The following is a 13,898-nucleotide window of genomic DNA, read 5'->3' as shown; positions in this document are numbered from 1 at the left end:
GTCGCCACCGTACCGGGGACGGGACGCGCCCGGCAGGGGTCAGGCGGGTCGGGTGGCGAGGATGTAGCCGCCGGGCACCCAGGGCCCGGTGCCCTCGTACCGGTAGAAGAACCTCGCGACCCGGTTGGTGGTGCCGGCCTCGCCGAAGAAGCAGGGGTTGACGTGGATGCCGGCGTTCCCGCTCCCGGGCACGCCGATGTTGCCCACCGAGCTCGAGGTCGCGGACAGGAACGCCGTCTGGCTCCGCACGTCGTCGCCCGGCACGGCGAAGTCGACCGGGACAGGAGTGCTCGTCCCCCGCACCGTGACGCACTTCTCGACGAAGAGGAGCGGTGGGCCCGAGGATGGGGTGGCCTTCTGGTCGGCATAGCTCCACCACAGGCGGGAGCGCAGGCCCGCGTCAGGGGCGTCCTCGTCTCCCAGGTCGTAGACCCGGAGGCAGACGGACTGACCGGCGCAGGCCGTGACCACCACCTGCACGCTCACGGCGAAGCGGGGAAGGTCGGCACCACAGCCGGGATAGGGCTCGCTGGCGGGCCGGCCGTCGAGCTGGGCCCCGACCAACGACCCGACGCACGCGGCCGGCGCCACGGAGCCGACCGCCACCACCGGGAGCGCCCAGGCGGCTCCCGTCACGAGGGTCCGCCGGGAGGGGGTCAGCGTCGAACAGACGTCGGTGTCAGGGGTCAGGAGGACCTCCACGGGTCGTCCTGACCACGGGCGGTCCGCTGGGAGGTCGGGCCCATCATCTCGGCCCCCGCGAACCGTTCGCGATCTTTCCGCAACGTCAGCGCCGACGTCAACGGTCCCGAGCACGGGCACGGAGCAGGACCGTCCGGTGTCGTGAGGACGACACCGGACGGCCCCGGTCATCACGGCCGGTCCCCACGGCCACCCGCCAGGTGGCCGTGCCCCTCGATCAGCGGGGCCGGGCCGCGTTGACGTAGCCGCCGAACTGCCAGGCGCCGGTAGCGTTCAGGCGGTAGTACAACTTGGCGACCTTGTTGACCGAGCCGGCTGCCCCGAAGTTGCACGGGTTGACGTGGATGCCGTCGTTCTCGCTGGAGCAGCACGCCTGGATGGTGCCCTGCACGGCGGCACCCTGGGACGACGACAGGAAGGTGGTCTCGCGCAGCACGCGGTCGTTCTGGACCGCGAAGCTGACCGGGAACGTCGTCCCCGCCGCGGGCACGGTCACGGTCTTCTCGATGTAGAGGTACCCCGACTGACCGATGCGGCTCCACCAGAGTCGGGAGCGCGAGCTCGACCCGCTCCCCGTCTCGTCCCCCAGGTCGTAGACCCGCAGTTGGATCGAGGTCGCGTCGCACGGGCTCACCAGCACCCGGACGCTCACGTCGAAGTGCGTGTTCTGGTTGCAGCTCCCGTACTTCGCGCCCACCGACCAGGATCCCTGGACGACGCTGCTGACCTCCGCCATGCACGGAGGGAGCGAGGCTGCCGCCGCCGGTGCGGCGACGCCGACGGTCACGGCGGGGACGGCCCAGGCCGCCCCCTTCACGAGGGCTCGGCGGGACGTGGGCATGGTGGGATAGACGTCATCGTCACGGGTCACGGAATCTCCAAGGGTGTGTTCCTGCATCACGGGCGGACGACGGCAGGGTCCGGGTGCACGCACGGCCGGACGTCACGGAAGGCCGTCGTCCCCTGCGGATCGTTCCGCAGGCCGCTGACCTGCGTCAACGCCGCGAGGCCCGCGCGCCGGGGTGAGATTGGTCACACAGGGGAGGCGTAGAGCACGAGAAAGGGCCCCGGTCGCGTGACCGGGGCCCTTCTCGAGCGGGGTGAGTGACGGGACTTGAACCCGCGGCCACCTGGACCACAACCAGGTGCTCTACCAGCTGAGCTACACCCACCAAGGCGCTGCCGGGCGCCTGGGCGTCCGACAACGCGGATCATCGTACCCCCTCCGGACGAGTGCTCCGAATCCGGCCCGGGGGAGCAGCTCCGCTCAGTCGGGGTCGCGGTCGCGACCTCGCCCGGGCAGGCCCGGCTCGTGGCCCGCCTCGCCCAGGTCGCGCTCGGCCTCCATCCGCAGCTGCCGCGCCTCGCGCACGATCTCCTCGGCCTTCTTCAGCTTCTTCTCGGTGCCCTTGGTGTCGCGCGGCGGCAGCTGGATCGTCTCCTCCGCCGGCATCCCGGCGGCGAGCTCACGGCCGCGCTCCAGCTCGGCGTCCAGCTCGGCGCCGAGCACCAGGACGTTGTTGATGATGAAGATCAGCAGCAGCAGCACGATGACACCACCGATGGCGCCGTAGGTGCGGTTGTAGTTGCCGAAGTTGAGGACGTAGATCCCGAAGCCGGCCGCGGCGACGATCGCGACCACGACCGCGAGCGCGGCGCCCGGGCTGAGCCAACGGAACGTGGGCTGCCGCACGTTGGGGGTGCCCCAGTAGAGCAGCGCCACGATGAGCATGAGCATGACGACGAGGAACGGCCACTTGGCGATGTTCCAGACGGTCGTCACCGTGCCGGAGAGCCCGACGACGCCGAAGACCGCGTCCGCGACCGCTCCGGACAGCGTGATCGAGAGGACCATGACGATCAGCAGCACGAGCACGACGACGGTGAGCAGCAGCAGCCAGGGGCGCAGCTTCCAGACCGGGCGCCCCTCCTCGATCTCGTAGATCTTGTTCATCATGCGGCTGAAGGCGTTGACGTAGTTGGACGCCGACCACAGCGCGCCGAGCACACCGACGACAAGCAGGACGAAAGAGCCCTCGGCCTGCCCGATGCTGTCGAGGAAGCCGACGACGGTGTCCACCGTCTCCTGCTGGAGCCCGAGCTCGCCGGCCATGTCCTCGACGGCGGTCTGGGTCGCCTGGCCCTGCCCGAGGATGCCGAGCACCGTCGTCAGCGCCAGCAGCATCGGCGCCAGCGACATGATCGCGAAGTAGGTCAGCGCGGCGGCGAGGTCGGAGCCGCCGTCCTCGCCGAACTCGGTGACCGTGCGCTTGAGCACGCTCTTCCAGTGGGGCCGGGGCAGGTCGGTCGGGGCGTCGGGGCCGCGCTCGGCCGCCTGCTCGAACTCGTCCTCGTCCCGGGGCCGGCCCAGGGTCTGCTGCTTCTCGCTCACCTCAGCAGCATCGCACGGGGACGACGAAGGGGCAGGTCGTGAGACCTGCCCCTTCGTGCTGGTGCGCCCACAGGGACTCGAACCCCGAACCCGCTGATTAAGAGTCAGCTGCTCTGCCAATTGAGCTATAGGCGCGACAGCGGAAAACTCTAACGGTCCTCCTGCCAGAGTTCCAAATCGTGTCCTCCGGCACGCATACGCGAGGATGGGACCCATGCGTGCACTCGTGAAACCCCATGCTGGACCGGGACTGGAGCTGAGGGAGGTGCCGGAGCCGGACCCGGGCCCCGGCGAGGTCAAGATCCGGGTGCTGCGGGCCGGCCTGTGCGGCACCGACCTGCACATCGAGGGCTGGGACGACTGGGCCGCCTCGATGCTGCGGCCGCCGCTCGTGGTGGGTCACGAGTTCTACGGCGAGATCGTCGAGCTCGGCGAGGGCGTGCCCACCGACGACCGCTACGGCCTGGCCGTCGGGCAGCGCGTCTCGGTCGAGGGCCACGTCATCTGCGGCACCTGCCGCAACTGCCGCGCCGGCCGTCAGCAGATGTGCGTGCGCACCTCCAACCTCGGCGTCAACCGCGACGGCGCCTTCGCCGACTACGTCGTCGTGCCGCACACCAACGTCTGGGTGCAGCCCGACCTCATCGACCCCGACCTCGGCGCCCTCTTCGACCCGCTCGGCAACGCCGTGCACACCGCGCTGTCCTTCCCGTTGACCGGCGAGGACGTGCTCATCACCGGCGCCGGCCCCATCGGCGTCATGGCCGCCGCGGTCGCCCGCCACGCCGGCGCCCGCTACGTCGTCGTCACCGACCTGTCCGACTCGCGCCTGCAGCTGGCCCGCAAGGCCGGTGCCGACGTCGTCGTCAACGTCGGCCGCGAGCGCATCGTCGAGGCGCAGCGCCAGCTCGGGATGGCCGAGGGCTTCGACGTCGCCCTGGAGATGTCGGGCAGCCCGCACGCGGTGCGCGAGCTCATCGAGAACTGCACCCACGGCGCCAAGGTCGCGCTGCTCGGGCTGCCGCCGGAGTCGTTCGCGATCGACTGGGGCAAGGTCATCACGCACATGCTCACGCTCAAGGGCATCTACGGCCGGGAGATGTACGACACCTGGTACAAGATGACCTTCATGCTGCAGACGTCCGAGCAGCTGCGAGACCGGGTGCGCTCGGTCATCACCCACCGCTTCCCCGCCGAGCAGTGGGCGGACGCCTTCGAGGCCGCCCGCTCCGGCGAGGTCGGCAAGGTCATCATGGACTGGAGCTGAGGAGAGAGATGTACGACGTTCAAGACCAGCTGCGCGCCGAGCTGGAGCAGATCGAGGCCGACGGCCTCACCAAGCGCGAGCGGCTCATCACCACGCCCCAGTCCGCCCACATCGGGACCACGGCCGGGGACGCGCTCAACTTCTGCGCCAACAACTACCTCGGCCTGGCCGACCACCCCGAGATCGTCGCCGCCGCGCACGAGGCGCTCGACGAGTGGGGCTTCGGCATGGCGTCGGTGCGCTTCATCTGCGGCACGCAGACCCAGCACCGCGAGCTCGAGCGGGCGATCGCCGACTTCGTCGGGACCGACGACGCGATCCTCTTCCCCTCCTGCTTCGACGCCAACGGCGGCATCTTCGAGGTGCTGCTCGGCCCGGAGGACGCGGTGATCTCCGACGAGCTCAACCACGCCTCGATCATCGACGGCGTGCGGCTGTGCAAGGCGCAGCGCTACCGCTACGCGAACCGCGACATGGCCGACCTGCGCGCCCAGCTCGAGGCCGCCCAGGACGCGCGCCGCACGCTGATCGTCACCGACGGCGCCTTCTCGATGGACGGCTACCTCGCGCCGCTGCAGGAGATCTGCGACCTCGCCGAGGAGTTCGGCGCGATGGTCATGGTCGACGACTCCCACGCCACCGGCTTCGTCGGCGAGAAGGGCCGCGGCTCGCACGAGGCCTGCGGCGTCATGGACCGGGTCGACATCCTCACGGGGACGCTCGGCAAGGCCCTCGGCGGTGGCTCCGGCGGGTATGTCGCCGCGCACCAGGAGATCGTCGACCTGCTCAAGCAGCGGGCCCGCCCCTACCTGTTCTCCAACGCCGTCGCCCCGGCCGTCGTCGCCGGCTCGCTGCGGGCGCTGCAGCTGGCCCGCGACTCCGACGAGCCGCGCCGGGTGCTGCGCCGCAACGCCGAGCTCTTCCGCAGCCTCATGACCGAGGCCGGCTTCGAGCTGCTGCCCGGCGAGCACGCGATCGTGCCGGTCATGTTCCCCGGCGAGGACGGCGCCCGCCGCGCCTCGCAGATCGCCGACGCCATGCTGGCCAAGGGCGTCTACGTCATCGCCTTCTCCTTCCCGGTCGTGCCCCGGGGCAGGGCGCGCATCCGCGTCCAGCTCTCGGCGGCGCACTCGGAGGAGGACGTGCGCGCCTGCGTGCGGGCCTTCGTCGAGGCGCGCGACGAGGTCGGCTGAGCTGCAGGGGTATGCCGTGCGCACGGCATACCCCGAACCCCTGCGTGGACGAGGTGGTCGGCTGTTGGTGGCCACCTCGTCCCGTGGTCGGGGCACTCCCCCGGGCCGCCTATACTTGAAGGGTTGATCAAGGGTTTCGCGCGCCGGGTGGCTGGGACGGCGCGCACGCACGAAAGGTGTGCCCACACCCTTGTCACCCGTTCAGTCCTACCAGCGCCTCTTCGCGCTCACCGGGCCCCTCTACGTCCTGATCGCCTTCGTCGGCCGCATCCCGCTGGCGATGTCGCAGATCGCCTCGCTGCTGGCCGTCACGGCGGCCACCGGGTCCTACACCGCCGGTGGCGTGACCGCCGGCGCGCTCGCCGTCGCCAACGCGATCGGTGCCCCCGTCGCCGGTGGTCTGACCGACCGCCTCGGCCAGCGCCCGGTGCTGCTCGTGCAGAGCGTCGTCGGCACCCTCGGCCTGGGCGTCCTGGCCTGGATGACCCTCGTCCACGACCCGTCGGCGGCCTGGTGGCCGCTGCCCGTCGTCGCGGCCGTCGGTGGTGCCTTCGTGCCGCAGGTCGGCACCATGGCCCGCGTCCGCTGGCGCCCGATCAGCCGTCGCCGCAGCGACGACCCGCGCGTCATGGACGCCGCCTTCTCCTACGAGGGCGCTGCTGACGAGGCCTCCTTCGTCATCGGCCCGGCGCTCGTCGGCCTGGTCGCAGCCGTCTCGGCCCCGGTCATCTCGCTCGTCGTCGCCGCCGTGCTGCTCGGCGCCTTCGGCACCTGGTTCGCGCTGCACCCGACCGGCTCCCTCGTCGGCCCGGCGCCCGCCAGCGCCACCAGGGCCGCGCGCCTGCTGACCCCGGCGCTGGTGCTGCTCGCCGCCACCCAGCTCTCGATCGGCATGGTCTTCGGCTCGGTCCAGACCGGCACCTCGGTGCTGGCGACGCAGGCGGGCATGCCCGGCATGACCGGCCTGCTCCACGGCCTGCTCGGCGTCGGCAGCGTGCTCGCCGGCCTCGCGGTCGTCGCGGTGCCCGAGACCTTCCCGCACGCCCGCCGGCTGCGCCTCTTCACCGGCGCGCTGCTGGTGCTGAGCCTGCCGCTGCTGCTGGTCGACACCCTGACCGGGCTCACCCTGGCGCTGCTGGCCCTCGGCTTCGCGATCGCCCCGTCGATGATCACGACCTTCGCCCTCGCCGAGCGCTCCACCCCCGCCCGCCGCCTGGGTGCCGCCATGACGCTGCTGGCCGCGGCGACCGGTGCCGGCTACGCGGTCGGCGCCGGCCTCGCGGGTCGCCTCGCGGACCTGGCCGGGCACCGTCCTGCCTTCGCGGTGACGGTCGGCGCGACGGTGCTGGCCTTCACGCTCGCGCTCGCCGGGTCGCGGCTGCTGCGCCGGGCCCCGGCGGAGGCCACCTCTGGTGTCGCCGACGCCGCTGCCGAGCAGGAGACGGTCCCCGCCTCCGCCTGAGCAACGGCCTACCCCGCGAGGAGCCGCCCGGACGAGGTGTCCGGGCGGCTCCCGCTTGTCAGGGGGTCGCTCTCGCGCCGCCGGGCAGGCACGGTCGTGCCGACGGGACAAGGGCGCCCCTCTAGCGAGCAAGGTTGTGCGCGTCGGGCGACGTCGCCCGTCCACCGAGCAAGGTTGTGCGCGTCAGGCGACGTCGCAGACGGTGCATCACCGGCAGAACGCTGCCTGACGCGTCCCGCCCAGCTACGCCGCCCGTCACCCGGACAAGGTTGTGCGCGGCGAGCAACACCCTTGGAGGCGCATCAGCGGCAGAACCTTGTCTGCCGAACGGCGGCAGAACCCTGTCTGCCGAACCGCGGCAGGACCTTGTCTGCCGGACGACCCTCAGGCGCCGCAGCCGCCCGCGCCGCAGGCGCAGCCACCGATGCGACCGCCGCCGCAGCCGTCGGTGTCGACCGCCGCCGAGGCCGCGGCGAGCTCCTGGGCCGACAGCGGCTCGACCCCGAGCCGCTCGGCCAGCTGCGCGAAGACCTCGACCAGCCGGCGCACGTGCCACTGGTGCTCCTCCTGGGCGTGCTCGCGCACCTGGGCCCCGGTGAGGTGGTCGGAGAGCCAGACCGCGTGGGCGGCCGGGCTGACGGCGGAGTCGGTGCCCCACCAGACGTCGACGGGGCAGCGCACGTCGGCCGGGTCGACGCCCCAGGGCTCCTGCACCTGGAGCAGGTCGAGGACGATGCCCTCGGCGCCGGCGTGCGCGCCGAGACCGAGCTCGAGCTGGTCGCGGAGGAAGACCGGGTCCTGCAGGGCGACGGCGTGGAGCATCCGCTGCTGCTCCTCCATGCCGCGGACCCACTCGTGCGGCTCCATGGCCGGGCTCCCGGCGTCGCCGGACGACGGCGCGAGGGGCCAGACCAGGGTGAGGGCGCCGACGCGCTCGGGGTGGAGGGCGGCGAGCGCCAGGGCACCGGGCGTCGCGCCACCGGCGGCCAGGATCCCGGCCGGGCCCTCGACGCCGGCGTGCTCCAGCACGTCGAGGATGTCCTGGGCCAGCTCGCGGGCGGTGCGGGGCTCGCCGCCGGGGGTGTCGCCATACCCGGGCCGGTCGAAGGTCAGCACGCGCAGGCCGAGCGCGTTGAGCGCGTCGCGCGCGGGGGTGCCGCTGAAGCGGGACCCCGGGGTGCCGTGCAGCGCGACGACGGGCACGCCGTCGGCGGCCCCCTGCACGCGGTAGGCGATGCCGCTGGTGGTGGTCGTGCCGTCGGCGGTGCTGGTGCTCACGCCCTCCAGTGTCTCAGAGCCAGCCGGAGCGCTTGAACGACCGCCACAGCACCGCGACCGCGGCGGCCATGAGGACCAGCGAGAGCGGGTAGCCCAGCATCCAGTGCAGCTCGGGCATGTGGTCGAAGTTCATCCCGTAGATGCCCGCGACCAGGGTGGGGACGGCGATCATCGCGGCCCAGGCCGAGATCTTGCGCATGTCCTCGTTCTGCCGGACGCCGATCTGCGACAGGTGCGTGGAGAGGGCGTCGGTGAGGAGGGCGTCGAAGCTGTCGATGTCGGCCAGCACCGCGTCGAGGTGGTCGGCCGTGTCGCGGAACTGCAGCCGCAGCTCCTCCGAGCGCACCCTTCCCTGCCGCTCGGTCAGCTGGTGCAGCGGCATCCGCAGCGGCAGCGCCGCCCGCCGGAACTCGAGCACCTCGCGCTTGAGGCGGTAGATCGTCGTGGAGTCGGCGCTGCCGACGTCGCCGAAGACCTCGCGCTCGATCTCCTCGAGGTCCTTGCCGACCTCCTCGTCGATCTCCTGGTAGGAGTCGACGACCTCGTCCACGAGCCCGTGGAGGACGGCCATCGGCCCCTCGCGCAGCAGCTCCTGCTCGTGGCTCTCGAGCCGGTCGCGCACGTCGTGCAGCGTGGCGGGGTCTCCGTGCCTCACGGTGACGGCGACGTGCGGGGCGATGACCGCCATGACGTCGCCGGTCTCGATGTCCGAGCTCTCCTCGACGTAGCGGAGGGTCTTGACCACGGCCAGGACCGTGCCGTCGTAGGCCTCGACCTTGGCGCGCTCGCCGCCGCCGAGCACGTCCTCGACCGCGAGCGGGTGGAGGTCCAGCTCGGTGCGGACGTGGTCGAACTCCTCGGGCGTGGGGTCGGCCAGCGCCACCCAGATGAAGTCCGACCCCGGGGCCCCTTCGGCCTGCAGCCGGGCCAGGTCCCGGCTCAGGTCGCCGCACTCCTCGCGCCGGCCCTGCCGGTAGAGGGCGCGGTGGACGATCATGTCCGGTGCCTAGAGGTAGAGGCCGGTGCCGGCGTCCGGCACCCGCTCCGCCGCGACGGCGTGCAGGTCGCGCTCGCGCAGCAGCACGTAGTCCTTGGAGCCCAGCTCGACCTCGGCCCGCTCCTCGGGGTCGAAGAGCACCCGGTCGTCGAGCTGGACCTGACGCACGTTGCTGCCGATGGCCACGACGCGGCCCCAGGCCAGTCGCTTGCCGATGCTGGCGGTCGCGGGGATGACGATCCCGCCGCCGGAACGACGCTCACCCTGCTCACCCTCCAGGGACACCAGCACCCGGTCGTGCAGCATCCGGATGGGCAGCTTGCCCGACTCTCCCACCTCGGTCGGTCAGCCCTTGTAGAACGCCCGGCGCAGCAGGCCGAGGACGATCGCGGTGGCGGCGACCCCTCCGAGCACGGTGGCGACACGGTCCAGGCGCACGTTGCCCTGCTCGTCGAAGGCCGCGTCGTTGGCCTTCGTCTTGAGCGAGGCGATCGCGTTGGCCTTCAGGGTCTGCGGGCTGACCCGGTAGGCGAGCTCGTCGACGGTCCGCGCCATCCGGGTGCGGGTCGCCGCGAGGTCCGCCTCGATCTCCCGCACGGATCGTGCTGACTGGGTGTCGGCCATGTACTCGCGTCCTCAGGTAGGTGGTCAGGGACTACGCCTGAGACGATAACGCAGAACATCTGCCGCCGAACCTCAGGAGGTCACCCCCCCATGTCCCGCCTCGAGCCCGGCCAGCCGGCCCCCGACTGGACCCTGCCGACCGCCGACGGTGGGCAGCTGAGCCTGTCCGACCTCCGCGGCCGCAAGGTGATCCTCTACGCCTACCCCGCCGCCATGACGCCGGGCTGCACCAAGCAGGCCTGCGACTTCCGCGACAACCTCGCGATCCTCCAGGACGCCGGGTATGCCGTGGTCGGCATCTCCCCCGACTCCCCCGCCAAGCTGGCCAAGTTCGTCGAGAAGGAGGGCCTGACCTTCCCGCTGGTCTCCGACGAGTCCAAGGAGGTGCTCACCGCCTACGGCGCCTACGGCGAGAAGAAGAACTACGGCCGCACGGTCATGGGCGTGATCCGCTCCACCTTCGTCCTCGACGAGGAGGGCGTGGTCGAGCTGGCGAAGTACAACGTCAAGGCCACCGGCCACGTCGCGATGCTGGCCCGCCAGCTGGGGGTCGAGCTCCCGGCCTGATCCGGTCTTCACCAGTGCAGGGGTTGGGCACGCCCGGGGCGCCCGGGGCCGTGCACAACGCCCGCACTCGTGCGTTCCGGCTGTCGCGCTTCAGCGCCGGCCTCGGCGACATGGTCCGGCGGTACGGGCTCGGGCTCACGGGAGTCGGCCCGGTTAGGCTGGCCCGGCGCGCTCGTGGTGGAACTGGCAGACACGCAGGATTTAGGTTCCTGTGCTCCGGCGTGCGGGTTCGAGTCCCGCCGAGCGCACCAGGCCGTCGGGGGCGCTGCGGCACGACGACGGCCAGCCGGGCCAGGGACCGGGTGGTCAGCCCAGCAGCACCTCGCCGCGCACGGTCGTCACGACCTCGCCGGCGATCCAGACGTCCGCGCCCTCCTGCTCGACGAACACCCGGCCGTCGCGACGCAGGCGCGCGCCCTGCCCCGCGACGTAGGTCGACGGCAGCCGCCCGGCGCCGATCAGCCACTGCGCCAGCCCGGCGTTGAGGCTGCCGGTCACCGGGTCCTCCACGAGGTGGGCGCCGTCGCGGAAGAACGAGCGCACCTCGACGTCCTTGCCGACCGCGGACGGGTCGGACCAGCGGCCGACGACGCCGAGGGCCAGCCCGAGCGCGCCCGCGTCACCGTCGACCACCGGGAAGTGCTCGGCGACCGGCTCGACGGCCAGCACGGCCTCGGCGTCGGCGAGCTCGACCGCGATCCAGCCAGGGCCGTTGTCGACCCACTCCACGGCCAGCACCTCGTGCTCGCTCACGCCGAGCGCGGCGAGCGCCCGGGCCCGGTCCCCCTCGTCGGCCGGGCCGGTGCGCAGCAGCGGAGGAGCGGCGAACGCCAGCCGGGGCTCGCGCCGCAGCGGGACCAGCCCGACGGCGCACTCCTGCACCACGCGGTCCGGCTGCCGCGGCACGCCGCCGGCCTCGAGCCAGGCGTGGGCCGAGCCCAGCGTCGGGTGGCCGGCGAACGGCAGCTCGCCGCCGGGCGTGAAGATCCGGACCCGGTAGTCGGCGGCAGGATCGGTCGGCGGCAGCAGGAAGGTGGTCTCCGACAGGTTGGTCCACCGGGCGAAGGCCGCCAGCATGTCGTCGGTCAGGCCCTCGGCGTCGTGGACGACGGCGAGCGGGTTGCCGGAGAGGCCGTCCCCTCCGGGCGGGCCGAAGACGTCGACCTGAGTGAAGCGGCGCGGGGCGGGACGGTCCATGCCGCCCATCCTGCCGGGTCGGGCGGGCGGTCGGCAGCAGGGTCGGGAGGCACCCGGCCCAGAGGCGTCAGACCACGTGCAGGCCGACCTCGGGGACGCCCGGCGTGAGCACCCGCCAGGAGCGACCCCAGGACCGCGCCTCGGCGACGACGGCCGGGGCCATCTCGGTCGTCGTCAGGCACAGCACGGTGGGCCCGGCGCCGGAGACCACGGCCGCGTGCCCGAGGGTGCGCAGCGTGTCGACCGCCCCCATGGAGACCGGGTAGACCTCACGGCGCTGCTCCTGGTGCAGCCAGTCCTGGGTGGCGTCGAGCAGCAGGGCCGGCTCGGAGGTCAGGGCGTGGACGAGCAGGGCGGCCCGTCCGGCCTGGTGCACGGCGTCCGTGCGCGGCACGTGGGGGCCGAGCACGGCACGGGCCACCGAGGTGTCCACCCGCTCGCTCGTGGGCACGAGCACGACCGGCACGACGTCGGGGTGCAGCGCGGGCCGCGCGGTGCGCACGACCTGCGGCGCGGGCATCCACGACAGCGTCAGCCCGCCGTAGACGGAGGCCGAGGAGTTGTCGGGGTGCCCCTCGGCGATGCCGGCGCGGGTGTTGACCAGGCCCAGGTCGGCCTCGGTCAGGTCCCCGCCCCGGGCGAGAGCGAAGCCCAGCCCCAGGCCGCCGACGATGGCCGCGGCGGAGGAGCCGAGCCCGGCGGCCATGGGGATGCGGTTGCGGCAGGTCAGGCGCAGGCCGTAGCCGTCCAGCCAGCCGATGCCGCAGGCGGTCAGCGCCTCCTGCAGGCGGGCAGCCACGAGGTGGCTCTCGTCGCGCGGCAGGACGTCGGCGCCCTCCCCCTCGAGCACGACCTCCAGGCCGGCGCCGGCGGGCAGGACGTCGACCCGGTAGCCGTCCTCGAGCCCCAGGGCCAGGCCCACGGCGTCGAAGCCGGGGCCCAGGTTGGCGGTGCTGGCCGGCACCGCCACCGAGACGCTGCGGCCCGGCTCGGGCGCGACCATCACTCCAGGCCGAGCGCGGCCGCCGCGCTCATCACGTCGACGGTCACGCGCACCGGCTCGACGTCGCCGCCGTCGGCGGTGCGCAGCGCCCACTGCGGGTCCTTGAGCCCGTGGCCGGTGACCGTGCACACGATCGTGGCCCCGGCCGGCACGAGCCCGGCCGCGTGCGCCTTGAGCAGGCCGGCGACGGACGCGGCGGAGGCCGGCTCGACGAAGATGCCCTCGCGCGAGGACAGCAGCCGGTGCGCGGCGAGGATCTCCTCGTCGGTCACGGCGTCGATCAGCCCGCCCGACTCGTCGCGCGCGGCCTCGGCCTGCTGCCAGGAGGCGGGGTTGCCGATGCGGATCGCGGTGGCGATCGTCTCGGGCTCGTCGACCGGGTGGCCGAGCACGATCGGTGCGGCGCCGGCCGCCTGGAAGCCCCACATGCGCGGGCGTCGGGTCGCGACGGCGGCGCCGTCGGCACCGGGGGCGTCCGGGTCGGCGTACTCGGTGTAGCCCTTCCAGTAGGCCGTGATGTTGCCGGCGTTGCCGACCGGCAGGCAGTGGATGTCGGGGGCGTCACCCAGGGCGTCGACGATCTCGAAGGACGCGGTCTTCTGGCCCTCGATGCGCGCCGGGTTGACCGAGTTGACCAGCTCGACCGGATAGGCCTCGGCGAGCTTGCGGGCCAGGTCGAGGCAGTCGTCGAAGTTGCCGTCGACCTGGATGAGCGTGGCACCGTGCGCGATGGCCTGGGAGAGCTTGCCCATCGCGATCTTGCCGTCGGGGACCAGCACGCCGCACGCCATACCGGCCTTGGTGGCGTAGGCCGCGGCGCTCGCGCTGGTGTTGCCGGTGGAGGCGCAGATCACGGCCCTTGCCCCCTTGCGGGCGGCGTCGGAGATCGCGGCCGTCATGCCCCGGTCCTTGAAGGAGCCGGTGGGGTTGAGGCCCTCGTACTTGACGTGAACCTGCGCGCCCACGAGCTCGGAGAGGTGCTCCGCCGGGACGAGCGGCGTGCCACCCTCGCGCAGGGTCACCACGCGCTCGGTCACCGAGGCGGGGAGTCGGGAGGCGTACTCGGCGATCACGCCGCGCCACTGGTGCGCCATGGCAGGGGTCCTCTGGTCGGGCTGGTGGGGCAGGACAAGGGTATGCCGTGCCGATCCGGACCGGACCTCCCGCTCCCCGTGAGACAATGGGAGGGTCGGCCCCCCGGGCCCGGCACTCATGT

14 protein-coding genes and 3 tRNA genes are annotated in these 13,898 nt (G+C 72.8%); 5 read left to right on the top strand and 12 right to left on the bottom strand.

The window, feature by feature from the left end; all coding sequences use genetic code 11:
- Positions 1–39: 39 nt before the first annotated feature.
- The 5 genes from FB476_RS04545 to FB476_RS04525 all read right to left on the bottom strand — a co-directional run bounded on the left by FB476_RS04545 (position 40) and on the right by FB476_RS04525 (position 3,229).
- Entirely contained in the window at positions 40–702 is a 663-nt protein-coding gene (locus FB476_RS04545) for a hypothetical protein (RefSeq protein WP_141817727.1), read from the bottom strand.
- 217 nt (positions 703–919) lie between these two features.
- Complete coding sequence (locus FB476_RS04540; protein ID WP_141817726.1) at positions 920–1,573, bottom strand: hypothetical protein; 654 nt, start codon at positions 1,571–1,573, stop codon at positions 920–922.
- Between the two features lie 228 nt (positions 1,574–1,801).
- Positions 1,802–1,874: transfer RNA gene (locus FB476_RS04535), tRNA-His, on the bottom strand.
- 95 nt (positions 1,875–1,969) lie between these two features.
- Complete coding sequence (locus tag FB476_RS04530; protein WP_170233519.1) at positions 1,970–3,094, bottom strand: YihY/virulence factor BrkB family protein; 1,125 nt, start codon at positions 3,092–3,094, stop codon at positions 1,970–1,972.
- A gap of 59 nt (positions 3,095–3,153) precedes the next feature.
- Positions 3,154–3,229 (bottom strand) — tRNA-Lys (locus FB476_RS04525).
- A gap of 79 nt (positions 3,230–3,308) precedes the next feature.
- Between FB476_RS04525 and tdh the strand changes: the two genes are divergently transcribed.
- The 3 genes from tdh to FB476_RS04510 all read left to right on the top strand — a co-directional run bounded on the left by tdh (position 3,309) and on the right by FB476_RS04510 (position 7,016).
- Positions 3,309–4,361, top strand: coding sequence for an L-threonine 3-dehydrogenase (gene tdh, locus FB476_RS04520; RefSeq protein ID WP_141817725.1), 1,053 nt, complete (start codon positions 3,309–3,311; stop codon positions 4,359–4,361).
- A gap of 8 nt (positions 4,362–4,369) precedes the next feature.
- Positions 4,370–5,554, top strand: coding sequence for a glycine C-acetyltransferase (locus FB476_RS04515; protein WP_141817724.1), 1,185 nt, complete (start codon positions 4,370–4,372; stop codon positions 5,552–5,554).
- 190 nt (positions 5,555–5,744) lie between these two features.
- Positions 5,745–7,016, top strand: coding sequence for an MFS transporter (locus FB476_RS04510; RefSeq protein WP_141817723.1), 1,272 nt, complete (start codon positions 5,745–5,747; stop codon positions 7,014–7,016).
- A 384-nt stretch (positions 7,017–7,400) separates the two neighbouring features.
- Here the strand turns inward: FB476_RS04510 and FB476_RS04505 are convergent, their stop codons facing one another.
- Genes FB476_RS04505 through FB476_RS04490 form a run of 4 tightly spaced genes read right to left on the bottom strand, consistent with a single transcriptional unit; the run spans position 7,401 to position 9,915 of the window.
- On the bottom strand, positions 7,401–8,294 hold the full coding sequence (locus tag FB476_RS04505; RefSeq protein WP_141817722.1) for an alpha/beta fold hydrolase: 894 nt from the start codon (positions 8,292–8,294) through the stop codon (positions 7,401–7,403).
- 13 nt (positions 8,295–8,307) lie between these two features.
- Entirely contained in the window at positions 8,308–9,291 is a 984-nt protein-coding gene (locus FB476_RS04500; protein WP_141817721.1) for a magnesium and cobalt transport protein CorA, read from the bottom strand.
- A gap of 9 nt (positions 9,292–9,300) precedes the next feature.
- Positions 9,301–9,597 (bottom strand): GroES family chaperonin, encoded by a 297-nt coding sequence (locus FB476_RS04495; RefSeq protein ID WP_141819857.1) that lies wholly within the window; start codon positions 9,595–9,597, stop codon positions 9,301–9,303.
- Between the two features lie 39 nt (positions 9,598–9,636).
- On the bottom strand, positions 9,637–9,915 hold the full coding sequence (locus tag FB476_RS04490; RefSeq protein ID WP_141817720.1) for a DUF3618 domain-containing protein: 279 nt from the start codon (positions 9,913–9,915) through the stop codon (positions 9,637–9,639).
- 90 nt (positions 9,916–10,005) lie between these two features.
- Here FB476_RS04490 and bcp point away from each other — a divergent pair, with 90 nt between their 5' ends.
- Together bcp and FB476_RS04480 are read left to right on the top strand one after the other, a co-directional pair.
- Complete coding sequence (bcp, locus tag FB476_RS04485) at positions 10,006–10,482, top strand: thioredoxin-dependent thiol peroxidase (RefSeq protein WP_141817719.1); 477 nt, start codon at positions 10,006–10,008, stop codon at positions 10,480–10,482.
- 168 nt (positions 10,483–10,650) lie between these two features.
- Positions 10,651–10,733 (top strand) — tRNA-Leu (locus tag FB476_RS04480).
- A gap of 55 nt (positions 10,734–10,788) precedes the next feature.
- Here the strand turns inward: FB476_RS04480 and FB476_RS04475 are convergent.
- From FB476_RS04475 to thrC, 3 genes are all read right to left on the bottom strand, one after another.
- Positions 10,789–11,679, bottom strand: coding sequence for a PhzF family phenazine biosynthesis protein (locus FB476_RS04475; RefSeq protein WP_141817718.1), 891 nt, complete (start codon positions 11,677–11,679; stop codon positions 10,789–10,791).
- A gap of 67 nt (positions 11,680–11,746) precedes the next feature.
- On the bottom strand, positions 11,747–12,682 hold the full coding sequence (locus FB476_RS04470) for a homoserine kinase (RefSeq protein ID WP_141817717.1): 936 nt from the start codon (positions 12,680–12,682) through the stop codon (positions 11,747–11,749).
- On the bottom strand, positions 12,682–13,776 hold the full coding sequence (gene thrC, locus FB476_RS04465) for a threonine synthase (RefSeq protein WP_141817716.1): 1,095 nt from the start codon (positions 13,774–13,776) through the stop codon (positions 12,682–12,684). Before thrC ends, FB476_RS04470 begins: the two co-directional genes overlap by 1 nt.
- Positions 13,777–13,898 lie beyond the last annotated feature (122 nt).

This window comes from Ornithinimicrobium humiphilum, assembly GCF_006716885.1.
Classification (GTDB): domain Bacteria; phylum Actinomycetota; class Actinomycetes; order Actinomycetales; family Dermatophilaceae; genus Ornithinicoccus; species Ornithinicoccus humiphilus.
Note: the sequence above shows the minus strand (reverse complement) of the source record. Positions and strands in the feature narration are given on the sequence as shown.